The sequence below is a fragment of the Vreelandella sp. H-I2 genome (assembly GCF_052959335.1).
This window is the reverse complement of sequence record NZ_JBRAMC010000012.1, coordinates 36,007-48,508: the sequence shown is the minus strand read 5'-3', so window position 1 is coordinate 48,508 and position 12,502 is coordinate 36,007. Positions and strand designations below refer to the sequence as shown.

Genomic DNA, 12,502 nt, shown 5'->3' with positions numbered 1-12,502 from the left:
TCCCTACTATGGTAGGAAAAAGGCTCGCAGAAAAGGGCCAGTGTAAAGGGCAACGTTCGATAGGACGCTCGTGAATACTTGGATATGTCATGCTTAATAATTTATTACGTAAGGTTGTCGGTTCTAAAAATGATCGCGACGTCAAGCGCATGCACAAAAATGTGCCGCAAATTAATGCGCTAGAGGCAGAGTTTGAGGCAATTAGTGATGCTGAATTACAAGGTAAAACGGCTGAGCTGCGCGAGCGTTTAGAGGCTGGTGAGTCCCTTGATGCGCTATTAGCTCCCGCCTTTGCAATCGTTCGTGAAGCCAGTAAGCGCGTCATGGGCATGCGTCACTTCGATGTGCAGATGGTGGGTGGCATGACCTTGCACCGTGGTCGTATCGCTGAAATGAAAACAGGTGAGGGTAAAACGCTGGTCGCAACGCTGGCGGTATATCTGAATGCGCTGCCTGGTAAGGGGGTGCATGTTGTTACGGTGAATGACTACTTGGCTCGGCGCGACGCTGAGTGGATGCGCCCGCTGTATGAGTTCTTGGGCCTCACCATTGGGGTTATCTTCTCTGGCCAAACGGGTGAAGAGAAACGCCACGCTTACCAATGTGATATTACCTACGGCACAAATAACGAGTTCGGCTTCGATTATCTGCGCGATAACATGGCATTCTCGTTAGAGGATAAAGTGCAGCGTGGCCTACATTTTGCGATTGTTGATGAAGTTGACTCGATTCTTATTGATGAGGCGCGTACGCCGCTGATTATTTCCGGCGCGGTAGACGAAAATACCGACCTATATAAAGTGGTTAATCAACTGGCCCAGCAGCTTGAGAAAGGCGAAGAAGTTGAAGATGAAGAAGCCACGGTTGTGGGTGACTTTTTAGTCGACGAGAAACAAAAACAAGTAGAGCTGACGGAGCAGGGGCACAATAAAGTAGAAGAGTTGATGCGCGCTGAAGGATTGTTGGGCAATGATGAATCGCTCTATGCTGCGCAAAACCTCAATTTGCTTCAACACATGCACTCGGCACTGCGCGCCCGCTATCTCTATAACCGTGATGTCGACTACATCGTGTCTGACGGTCAGGTGGTGATCGTCGATGAACATACTGGCCGTTCCATGCCAGGGCGCCGCTGGTCGGAAGGTTTGCACCAAGCTGTCGAAGCCAAAGAAGGCGTCACGGTACAGCGAGAAAGCCAAACGCTCGCCTCGACCACCTTCCAGAACTATTTCCGTCTGTATGAAAAATTAGCTGGGATGACCGGTACAGCGGACACTGAAGCCTTTGAGTTTCGTCAAATTTACGGCCTCGATGTGGTGGTTATTCCCACCAACCGGCCCTTGGCCCGTAAAGACCTGAATGATTTGGTTTATTTAAGCGCTGAAGAAAAGTACGAAGCGATCATTAAAGATGTCAAAACCGAGACTGAAGCCGGGCGTCCGGTTCTGGTAGGTACTGCCTCTATCGAAACATCGGAGTACCTCGCCAAACTGATGCGTGAGGCAGGCTTAGTATTCAACGTGCTTAACGCTAAGCAGCACCAGAGCGAAGCCGAAATTATTGCCCAGGCTGGTCGTCCAGGGGCGATTACTATCGCCACTAATATGGCTGGTCGGGGTACTGACATTGTACTGGGGGGCAACTGGGAGGCCGAGTCGGCCAAGTTGCAAAACCCAAGCCAAGAGCAGATTGATGCGCTAAAAGCTGAATGGCAAGCGCGTCATGATGCCGTATTGGCTGCTGGCGGCTTGCATGTGGTGGGGTCTGAACGCCACGAATCCCGGCGTATCGATAATCAGTTGCGTGGCCGTGCCGGCCGGCAGGGCGACCCGGGCTCTACCCGGTTCTTCCTATCGCTCGAAGACAGCCTGATGCGCCTGTTTGGCTCTGATCGTGTGAAACGCTTGATGCAAGCGTTGGGTCTTGAACACGGTGAAGCCATTGAGCATAAAATGGTTTCCAATGCCGTTGAGCGTGCCCAGAAGAAAGTCGAGGGTCGTAACTTCGATATTCGTAAGCAACTGCTTGAGTATGATGATGTTGCCAACGACCAGCGCCGAGTGATCTATGACCAGCGCAACGAGATTCTTGCTGCAGATGATGTCGCAGATGCCGTCATCGGTATCCGAGAGGAGGTGATGGAGACGGCAATAAGTGATTATGTGCCTCCCCAAAGCCTGCCCGAACAGTGGGATCTGCCTGGTTTGGAAGCGCACTTGAAAACGGAGTTCAACCTTGATGCGCCTGTGGTTAAGTGGGCCGCTGAGGATGAGCGCTTTAGCGAGGAGCAGTTACGTGAGCGACTGCAGACAATGCATCGTGAGGCCTATGCAGCGAAAGTGGCAGCTGCAGGCGAGAAACTGATTCGTCGTTTTGAGAAGCAAGTAATGCTGCAAGTGCTGGACACACGTTGGAAAGAGCATCTCCAGTCGATGGATCATCTCCGCCGCGGTATCCACTTACGTGGCTATGCTCAGAAAAATCCCAAGCAGGAGTACAAGCGTGAGTCGTTTGAGCTCTTCCAGCATTTGCTTGAGCATATTAAAGAAGATGTAACACGGATTCTGAGCCATGTTCAGGTTCGCCAGCCTGAGGAAGTCGATGCGCTTGAGCGTCAACGTCGTGAAGCGTTGGAACGTGAAACCGCTACAGCGGCCAGCCGACACGACGCCCCAGCCCAGGAGCCATCCGAGAGTGATCAAGCAGCACCGGGTATTGATGGGCGTCCGATGCGCCGCGAAGGCCCTAAAGTTGGTCGTAACGACCCCTGTTCTTGTGGCTCGGGTAAAAAATATAAGCAGTGCTGTGGAAAATTAAGCTAACGACGATCATGTCTGAGATGACATCTGACTAAGCGTCTGCCTACAGGAGAGAATCATGGCGGTGGGAAACATTCCCTTTCCAGAGTTGCCACCCCTTAAGGGGGTGCGCCTTGGGGTTGCAATGGCGGGTATCAAAAAGCCGGATCGCCGTGATGTGGTGGTAATCGAGTTGCCCGATACAGCGACAGTGTCGGGGGTTTTTACCCTCAATGCATTTTGCGCAGCGCCCGTCATAGTGGCGAAACAGCACCTAGAGCAGTGTCGTGCAGAAAATCGTTCGCCACGCTTTTGGCTGATCAATACTGGCAATGCTAACGCGGGCACTGGCGAGGCTGGCTTGCGTGATGCACGAGCAAGCTGCGCTGAGCTTGCCAAACAGGCTGGGGTATCAGTCGAAGAGGTGCTGCCGTTTTCAACCGGCGTGATTGGTGAACCGCTGCCGATGGATCGTCTGTTGGCGGGTTTAGCGCCAGCGCTTGGAAGCTTGGCCAGCGACGCGGTTGCTTGGCAAGAGGCAGGCCAGGGTATTTTAACCACCGATACTCGCGCTAAAGGTGCCACCGTGACGCTGGAAATTGGTGACCAACCGCTGACTATTAGCGGCATTGCAAAAGGGTCGGGCATGATTAAGCCCAATATGGCGACCATGTTGGGGTTTGTGGTGACCGATGCGATGATAGAAACGCCACTGCTTGACCGACTGTTACGAGAAACCGTAGATCGCTCATTTAACTGCATTACGGTAGACAGTGACACCTCTACCAACGACGCATGCATGCTAGCGGCGACCGGCACCGGCCCGAAGATCGTGAATGATGAGCAGATTGCCGTGTTCAGTAACGCCTTGCAGCAGGTAATGACCGAGCTGGCGCAAGCGATTATTCGCGACGCGGAAGGGGCGACCAAGTTCGTCACCCTTCAGGTGGGCGAAGCGAAAAGCCGTCAAGAGGCGTTGGATGTAGCGTTCACGGTCGCTCACTCACCGTTGGTCAAAACAGCGCTTTATGCGTCTGATGCTAATTGGGGGCGTATTTTGGCGGCTGTCGGACGGGCGCCGGTGAGTGATTTCGACGTCAACCGGGTAGTGATAGATCTAGGCGATGTACGCTTGGTCGAGCACGGTGGTCGCGCTGCCGGTTATACCGAAGCGGCGGGAAGTGCTGTCATGGCGCAGCCAGAAATTACCATACGCATTAACTTGGGGCGGGGCGAAGAAAGTGCCACGGTATGGACGTCGGACCTCTCCCATGACTATGTGTCCATCAACGCGGATTACCGCAGCTAGCCATCGCCCTATCGAGGGCGTCTACTGGCCGTGGTAAAGGGCATACGCAGCGAGATAGCACCGACGCAAGCGATGTCGGTGCGCACACAGTGGATAAAGACGTAATGAGTGTAAAGGTAAAACGACGGGTTCACGTCGCAGCAGCTGCGATTATCAGCGCCGATCAACAGCAAGTACTGATTGCTCGTCGGCCGTCAAACGTTGATCACGGCGGGTTGTGGGAATTTCCCGGTGGCAAGCTGGCTCCTTATGAAACCGGTCTTGAGGGCTTGAAGCGCGAGTTGCACGAAGAATTGGGCATTGAAATCGTTTGCGCCCAGCCACTGATTCGCGTCCACCATGAGTATCCAGACAAGCATATCCTGCTCGATGTATGGCAAGTGCACGAGTTTGCCGGTGAGCCTTTTGGGCGTGAAGGACAGGCGGTGCGCTGGGTACCGATGAGTGAGCTCTCAAACTATCCCTTCCCGGCGGCTAATTTACCTATCCTACGGGCGGTAAGGTTACCCACCGAGTATCTGATTACCGGCGAAGAGGCCGATGAGGCGCGTTTTGATGCGTTTCTTGAGCGTGCGTTACGCGAAGACAAGATTCGTTTGGTGCAACTGCGTGCCAAGCAGTTGGATGAGGCTGCTTACCTGGCCCGTGCCCAGCGTGCCCTGAGTCTGTGCCGTGAACACGGTGCACGACTGCTGCTTAATGGCGAGCCTACGCTTCTTGATCACATTGACGCCGATGGCATTCATTTAACCAGTGAGCGTTTAATGCAGCTTGAACGTCGCCCAATAGCTGAAAACAAGTGGCTTTCTGCATCGACGCATAACCAAACACAACTAACTCAGGCAGCAGTGTTAGGCTGCGATTTTGTCAGCTTATCGCCGCTGCGAACCACCCCGTCGCATCCCGAAGTCTCTCCGCTCGGTTGGCATGATTTTCAACAGTTGGTTGAGCGTGCCGGTATGCCGGTGTTTGCACTCGGTGGCATGACGCGATTTGATGCCAATCATGCGCGTGCCGTGGGTGCCCAAGGTATCGCTTCTATTCGCGATTTCTGGAAGTAACACGCCAAGCCAGATCGTATAAAAAGAACGGCATGCAGTGAAAAACGCCTGCCTGGGTATTTCCTAGGCAGGCGTTTTATTTTCTTGGAGTCACTTTTTTAGGCAAGCTTAGTCACGGTAACGGCGAGTTAAGTCTCCGTAGGCGTCGACTCGGCGATCACGGAGATAGGGCCAGATGCGTCGGGTATTTTCACTGCGCGCCATATCAATTTGTACCACTAACTGCTCTGTTTCTTCTCCCGCATGGGCCAATAGCTCCCCTTGAGGTCCACAGATAAAGCTGCCACCCCAGAACTGAATGCCATCACCAACGCCGGAGTGATCCGCTTCAAAGCCCACCCGGTTGGCCGCGAGCACCGGTAAACCGTTGGCGACGCCGTGGGCGCGCTGAATCACCGTCCAGGCATCTTTCTGGCGTGTTTTTTCTGCGGCATCGTCGTTAGGGTCCCAGCCGATCGCGGTGGGGTAGAGCAGTAAATCGGCACCGGCCAGTGCCATCAAACGGGCAGCTTCGGGATACCACTGATCCCAGCAGACCAAAACTCCAAGTCGGCCTAAAGACGTCTCTATCGGGGTAAAGCCTTCCCCGCGGGCGCTGTCGTGATCGCCTGGCGTAAAGTAAAACTTCTCATAAAAACCCGGATCATCGGGGATGTGCATTTTACGGTATTGCCCAACACGCCCTTTGGCGCCGTCATAAACCACGGCGGTATTGTGGTAGAGACCCGGCGCGCGACGCTCAAATAGCGATCCTACCAGGACAATATCCAACTCTTTGGCGAGTGCCGCGAGGCGTTGACCGGTAGGGCCATCGAGTGGCTCTGCTAAATCAAATAACGCGGGATCTTCGTATTGGCAAAAGTAGTGGGTGGCGTGCAGTTCCTGAAGCAGTATCAGTTGGGCGCCTTGCTCAGCAGCACTGCGGATACCTTCTTCGCTTGCTGACAGGCTTTGAGCTTTGTCCGGCCAAGCGGGTTGCTGCACCACACCGACGGTTAGCCTCGAACTAGGTTTAATCGACATAATGGCTCCTTTATTCAGTCAGTATCGCCTGAGCGTTGGGCAGGCGCGCCTTGAGCAAGCGTGCCTTGTGGAAGCTGCATGGTTAAGCAGTGCAGGCTGCCGTGTTGGCGAATAACGCTCGCGCACTCAATCGGGATCAGCATGTGCTCGGGAAACGCATTTGCTAGCGCATGCAGTGCAGTGACATCCGCCGGGTCGCCGTAAGTAGGGACCAGCACGGCCTGGTTGATAATCAAGAAGTTGGCGTAAGTCGCTGGCAGGCGGTGACCATCATCCGGATCAAAACAGGCTTGAGGCCAAGGCAACGCGATAAGCCGGTAAGGGTCACCGTTGCGCTGACGAAACGCCTGTAACTCTTGCTCCATGGCCGCCAGTGCCGAATAGTGGGGATCGTTAGGATCATCACAGCGAACGTAGGCAATAGTACTCGGATCACAAAAGCGTGCCAGAGTATCAATATGACTATCGGTGTCATCGCCTTCTAAATGGCCGTTGGACAGCCACAGTACGCGGTCAACCCCGAAATCCTCACCAAGCTGAGCTTCTATCTGTGCTCTGGATAGAGTGGGATTACGGTTGGAGTTAAGCAGGCATGCTTCGGTGGTGAGCAGGGTGCCTTCACCGTCGGTTTCGATACCGCCGCCTTCTAATATCAGGTCTCGTGGGGCCACTGGACATGCCCAAGCCCCTGCATCGGCAAGCCTTTGGGTAAGTTGATTATCGCGCTCTGCGGGAAATTTACCGCCCCAACCGGTAAAGGTGTAATCAAGTATCACCATCTGGCCTTTTTCGTCGATGACACTGATCGGTCCATGGTCTCTCGCCCAGGTGTCATCGGTGGGTGCGACAATAAGCTGCAGCCGTGAAGCGGGTACGCCGTAGGCCTCAAACGTAGCTGCCAAGCGCTGTCGTGTTAGCTCATCGGGCACGCAGATCAACGCCCGCTGAAAACGTGTGGTGGCCATCACGATACGCTCGAGTGTAGCCTCAATACGTGCGAGTAATGGGGCCCAATCGCCGTCATGGCGTGGCCAAGTCAATTGTATGCCGTCTTGCGGATACCATTCGGGTAGCAGACGATAAGTCATAGTTGCCAACGTCATGAACGCCTTTGTTGAATTAAAAACTAAACAACGCTTAGTAAAGAGGGCTTTCCCAGAGGAAATTGTAAATCGGCGCAATGTAGGCGGTGGCTGGGCAAGTTGCAAGCGTAACGTTTTAATCTGAACGCTCGCAGTGCCTGGCTGCTCTAATGGCCGTTTGAACATGCAGAGACACTAAAAAAACCGTACCATGAGCGCTTATTAATAAGGAATGACGCCATGCTTGATCGTTTGCCTTTTCTGGTGGGGCTGCGCTACGTGCGCGCTAAACGCCGGAACCACTTTATTTCGTTTATTTCGCTTACCTCGATGCTGGGGTTAATGTTGGGAGTCGCCGTACTTATTCTGGTGTTATCGGTGATGAATGGCTTCGATCATGAGTTGCGTACACGCATTTTAGGCATGGTCCCACACGCCAAAATCGAGTCCCGGGAAGGGATGGTCGAATGGCAGGCATTGGCTGAAGAGTTAATGCAACGCGAGCATGTTATCGGTGCAGCGCCCTTTGTAGAGCAGCAAGGCATGTTCTCTGTAGGTGGGCGTAATCAGGGTGCCATGGTGAACGGCATTAACCCTGATTGGGAAGACCGAGTCTCGATTATAGGCGAGCATATGATCCAAGGCGAGCTCGAGGATCTGGTTCCCGGTGAGTGGCATGTAGTGCTTGGTTCGATGCTGGCGCGAAACTTAGGCGTTGGTGTGGGAGACCGAGTAACGCTATTGGTTCCTGAAGCATCGATTACTCCCGCCGGTGTTTTCCCGCGCTTAAAGCGTTTTACCGTCAGCGGTATTTTCAGCGTCGGTGCGGAGCTGGACGCTAATTTAGCTTATGCCAATATTGAAGATATGCAGACCCTCGCCCGGTTAGGCGATGCGGTGGGTGGGCTTCGCCTGCAGATGGATGATTTGTTTGCCGCCAGTAGCGAAACTCAGTCGATTCTCAATGAGCTTGGTCCTGGGTACCGTGGGAGCGACTGGACATATACGCAAGGCAATCTATTCCAGGCGATTCAAATGGAAAAGCGCATGATTGCGCTGTTGCTAACCGTGATTATCGCCGTAGCGGCATTTAACATCGTTTCGACATTGGTCATGGTGGTCACTGATAAGCGCGCCGATATCGCCATTCTACGCACCATCGGCGCTACACCGCGCTCGATTATGGGCATTTTTATTGTTCAAGGGATGGCTATCGGACTGATCGGTATAGCCATTGGTGTGGCGGTAGGGGTGTTGCTAGCACTGACCGTGGCTGATTTGATCGGTTGGGTCGAAGGAACATTGGGCATTCAGTTCTTAGATGCCGGGGTATATTTCATTAGCGATCTGCCTTCTCGACTGCAGTGGAATGATGTCAGTCGTATCGTCTTGGCTGCCTTTGGTTTGACGTTCCTGTCCACGCTCTATCCCGCTTGGCGGGCGGCAAAGGTTCAGCCAGCGGATGTATTGCGCTATGAATAATGGCTTTAGGAATAAGGATGACATGATGTCTACGAATACAGTGTCTAAAAATACAGTAGAAGCGGCCATCATGCTCGATTGCCAGTCGTTGACACGAACCTACAGCGAAGGCCCCCAGGATCTGACAGTACTGGATAAGCTCCATTTGCAGGTGCGCGCCGGGGAGCGGGTCGCTATCGTAGGCAGCTCGGGTTCTGGTAAAACGACACTACTCAACCTGCTGGGCGGTCTTGACCGCCCCAGTGAAGGCAGTGTGGTTATCGCCGGTCAGCGACTGTCAGGTTTGAATGAAGCCGCGTTGGGCCGTTTTCGGAACCGCTATATCGGCTTCGTGTACCAATTTCACCATTTGTTGGCAGAATTTACCGCACTGGAAAATGCCGCATTACCGTTAATTATTCGTGGCCAATCGAAAAAGGTGGCAGAGCAGCGCGCGATGCAAATACTTGAGCGGGTAGGTATGCAGCCTCGGGCGGATCATAAGCCTGGTGAATTATCCGGTGGGGAGCGTCAGCGAGTGGCGATAGCCCGGGCATTGGTCACCGATCCCAGCTTGGTATTAATGGATGAGCCTACAGGCAACCTCGATCAGACCACTGCAGCGACTATTTTGGCGCTAATGGACGAACTGGCCAAAGAGAGTGCCTGTGCGTTTGTGATTGTAACCCACGATGTAGGTCTTGCTGCTCATCAAGATCGCGTTCTTAAGCTGGATGCAGGTAAATTGGTTGAGCAAATGCCAGCGCTTTAATCATTAGGCTGAACCTTTAATCTCGCCAACAAGCTTAATTGTCGAATTCTGCTTCGATTTGAGCACGCCGCTGCCGACGTTTTTGGCGGCGGCGTTTCCAATGGTGTGAGACATGCCAGCGCCAAATCAGGCGAACGCCAATATTGGCGACGATGGCGACGATAATGCCTGTTACAAGTGAGCCAATGATGAGTGGCGGCATAATGTCGTGCATCTGCTCGGCCAGCCAGCGTGTCGAAATGCGCGAGGGTGCTTCCCGCACTGGGGCGCCGAGTATGAACGTGCCAATTCGGTAATTGCTGTAAAAAATCAGTGGCATCGTTAGGGGGTTGGTAATCCATACCAAACCTACCGATAGGGCTAAATTGCAGCGCGTTAGGCGAGCACCCAGCGCAGCCACCACCATCTGAAAAGGGATGGGGAGCATGGCACAAAACACGCCCACGCTAAACGCATTCGCAACGCTTCGGCGAGTTAAAAGCCACAAACCCGGATCGGCAATCAGCGGCGCCATAAACCGTAGCGAGCGCTGTTTCCTGATGGTGTCGGGTTTGGGCATGTAGCGCTGCAGGAACCGGCGCGGCATGGCGGATACTCTTGCCTATCAATGTTGCCCATTATCCATATAGCGTTGCCCTTCGGCTATGCTAGGCCATCAATGAACGTTCGCCAGGGAGGGTCCTATGCGGTTAGGTGTCGCCATGCCGGCTGCTTTAGCGGCTTTCACTGGAGGGGGCTTCGCGTGGTATAGCCACACTGCAGGCATGACATCTAATGCGTTTGGGTGGGTGTTGGTGGCTGCTTTACTTGTCCTCGGCTGGCGGCCACGCCTAGGCGTATGGCTGTTGATTGGTCTATGGGTGTTTGCTGGCGTGCAGCGTGAATGGACGAGCCGTTTACCGGCGGGGTTAAGCGGTGAAGATGTAGTTGTTGAGGCAAGCGTGTTGACCGCCCAACCAGCAGGGGGCGCAACGCGGCTGCTATTAGCCGTTGATCATTGCCAAGCCCCGGCCCAACGGCCGAGTTGCTCTGCACTCGCTAATGTGCGCATAACCGCTTATGGTGATAATCGATTCCAGCCCGGTGAACAGTGGCGTATGACGCTGCGTTTGCGTCCTCCGAGCGGCTTTGCCAATCCGGGTACATTCGATTATGAGCAATGGCTGTGGCGCGAGGGAATCCATGCGACTGGCTACTTACGCCAGGATCCTCCGCCGGTTCGGCTCTCTTCCACCGGCCCTTCGCTTCGCCAGCTTGGGCTGGACTTCTTAGCCCAACAGGCGTTTGACGAACGCACGAAACGCTGGCTGGCAGCGCTAACGTTAGGGGATAGCGAGCAGCTCACCCAGGACGATTGGTCATTATTGAATGCGACCGGCACCACACACCTGGTCGTGATTTCAGGCTTGCACGTTGGGTTGGTGGCATCGTTTGTACTGATACTAGCCAAGCTGGGAGCTCGTTTAACGACACCCACCAACTGGCGAATGCGCACCTGGCCATGGTGGTTGGCGGCCATCGCGTGTGTCAGTTATGCCACTCTTGCCGGGATGGCGCCACCGGCTATGCGGGCTATGGTAATGACGCTGATTGGTTTATGGGTGCTGAGTGGTCGACATGCACCGGGGCCATGGCAGGCTTGGTGGCTAGCCATTGCATTGGTACTCATAGTTGATCCATTGGCGCTATGGCGGCCGGGAATGTGGTTGTCATTTTTAGCCGTGGCATGGCTGATTATAATTTGGCAGGGGCGACGGCGCCCTCAGGGAATAAAAGGCTGGTGCTGGGCGCTGGTTAGGTCGCAATTGCTACTAGCACCGTTAATGGCTGCCGCCGTGTTGGTTGCGTTTGGGCGAGTAGCGCCCGCCGCGCCGTTGATCAATTTAGTCGCAGTGCCCTGGGTGAGCTCGGTGATGGTACCCACCGCCCTGTTGGGGTGGTTGCTAGCGCCGTTCCCTTTTTTAGGTGGAGCGATTTGGTGGCTATTTGAGGCATCGCTTAGCATTTTCCACCTGCTGCTGACGATCTCTGTACAGCATTGGCCATTGTGGGAGCCCGACCGGTTGCTGACGATGCCGCTAGCCCTCGCTTTGTTGTTGATGTCCTTGAGCTGGGGGCTGCCTAGTGTATTACCAGGATTGAGGCTGGCCTCTACCTTGCTGGTTCTAGCCCTTCCTTTTTGGTCGCTTTCGCCGCCTAGCTCGCGTAGCACGGTGAGCGTTAATGTATATGACGTAGGACAGGGGCAATTGATAGAACTGCGCAGTGAGCATTATCGCCTTCTTTACGATACTGGGCCGCAATTTCGCAGTGGCTTTATGCCGCTAGAGACGCTTTGGTCGCCGGTACAGCAGTTTGATCAGGTGATTGTTAGTCACGGCGATAATGACCATGCGGGGGGTGTGGATGCGTTGCTTGCCAACCATCGGGTTAGTCAGTGGACAGCTCCAGCGGGTGAAGCGCTGCCAGTTCCCAGTGTTGCTTGTCAGCGTGGTCAGTCATGGCAGCGTGATGGGGTTAGCTATCGATTCTTATGGCCACCTGCCGGTGAGAATACGCTATCTGCTAATGATCGTTCCTGCGTGTTGGAAGTGAGTGTCGGCGAACAGCGATTGCTGATTACAGGGGATGTGAGTGCCGACATAGAGCGACGCTTTCTGCGCGAAGTAGGTTTGCCCATTAATGCGCTGGTGGCAGGGCACCATGGCAGCGGCACCAGTTCAGGCATTCAGTTTGTGCGTCATGCCATGCCTAAGCATGTCATATTTAGCGCTGGGCAAAGTAATCCTTTTCAGCATCCAGTGGACGCCGTCGTGCGCCGTTTTCGTCAACAAGGGAGCTGTTTATGGAGCACGGCACAGGATGGAGCACTGCGTTTTAGTCTAGACGCAGGCGATTTCATTGAAATCAAAACGACGCGACAACTGCCAGGACAACGTAACCGGTGTTGAAGCGTGGCGCCATAAGGTAGAATTCAGCGCACTGCACACTATTGC

Annotated in this window: 9 protein-coding genes; 6 read left to right on the top strand and 3 right to left on the bottom strand. The window is 54.1% G+C overall.

Going from position 1 to position 12,502, the window contains the following annotated elements:
- Positions 1-89: 89 nt before the first annotated feature.
- The 3 genes from secA to ACUVOF_RS21260 all read left to right on the top strand — a co-directional run bounded on the left by secA (position 90) and on the right by ACUVOF_RS21260 (position 5,168).
- Positions 90-2,822: a preprotein translocase subunit SecA gene (gene secA / locus ACUVOF_RS21270; protein ID WP_447046222.1), complete on the top strand. Its 2,733-nt coding sequence runs from the start codon at positions 90-92 to the stop codon at positions 2,820-2,822.
- A 55-nt stretch (positions 2,823-2,877) separates the two neighbouring features.
- Complete coding sequence (gene argJ, locus ACUVOF_RS21265; protein ID WP_447046221.1) at positions 2,878-4,107, top strand: bifunctional glutamate N-acetyltransferase/amino-acid acetyltransferase ArgJ; 1,230 nt, start codon at positions 2,878-2,880, stop codon at positions 4,105-4,107.
- Positions 4,108-4,211: 104 nt separating this feature from the next.
- Complete coding sequence (locus ACUVOF_RS21260) at positions 4,212-5,168, top strand: Nudix family hydrolase (protein ID WP_447046220.1); 957 nt, start codon at positions 4,212-4,214, stop codon at positions 5,166-5,168.
- Positions 5,169-5,276: 108 nt separating this feature from the next.
- Here the strand turns inward: ACUVOF_RS21260 and ACUVOF_RS21255 are convergent, their stop codons facing one another.
- Both ACUVOF_RS21255 and ACUVOF_RS21250 read right to left on the bottom strand, forming a co-directional pair.
- On the bottom strand, positions 5,277-6,191 hold the full coding sequence (locus ACUVOF_RS21255; protein WP_447046219.1) for a carbon-nitrogen hydrolase: 915 nt from the start codon (positions 6,189-6,191) through the stop codon (positions 5,277-5,279).
- A 14-nt stretch (positions 6,192-6,205) separates the two neighbouring features.
- Complete coding sequence (locus ACUVOF_RS21250; protein ID WP_447046244.1) at positions 6,206-7,279, bottom strand: agmatine deiminase family protein; 1,074 nt, start codon at positions 7,277-7,279, stop codon at positions 6,206-6,208.
- Between the two features lie 234 nt (positions 7,280-7,513).
- On the opposite strand from ACUVOF_RS21250, the gene ACUVOF_RS21245 reads away from it, so the two are divergent.
- Both ACUVOF_RS21245 and ACUVOF_RS21240 read left to right on the top strand, forming a co-directional pair.
- Positions 7,514-8,755: a lipoprotein-releasing ABC transporter permease subunit gene (locus ACUVOF_RS21245; protein ID WP_113268141.1), complete on the top strand. Its 1,242-nt coding sequence runs from the start codon at positions 7,514-7,516 to the stop codon at positions 8,753-8,755.
- Between the two features lie 25 nt (positions 8,756-8,780).
- On the top strand, positions 8,781-9,506 hold the full coding sequence (locus tag ACUVOF_RS21240) for an ABC transporter ATP-binding protein (protein ID WP_447046218.1): 726 nt from the start codon (positions 8,781-8,783) through the stop codon (positions 9,504-9,506).
- A 34-nt stretch (positions 9,507-9,540) separates the two neighbouring features.
- Here the strand turns inward: ACUVOF_RS21240 and ACUVOF_RS21235 are convergent, their stop codons facing one another.
- Positions 9,541-10,092: a DUF2062 domain-containing protein gene (locus tag ACUVOF_RS21235; RefSeq protein ID WP_447046217.1), complete on the bottom strand. Its 552-nt coding sequence runs from the start codon at positions 10,090-10,092 to the stop codon at positions 9,541-9,543.
- A 97-nt stretch (positions 10,093-10,189) separates the two neighbouring features.
- Between ACUVOF_RS21235 and ACUVOF_RS21230 the strand changes: the two genes are divergently transcribed.
- The gene (locus ACUVOF_RS21230) at positions 10,190-12,457 is read left to right on the top strand and encodes a DNA internalization-related competence protein ComEC/Rec2 (protein ID WP_447046216.1); all 2,268 of its coding nucleotides are present in this window, start codon (positions 10,190-10,192) and stop codon (positions 12,455-12,457) included.
- Positions 12,458-12,502: the final 45 nt, after the last annotated feature.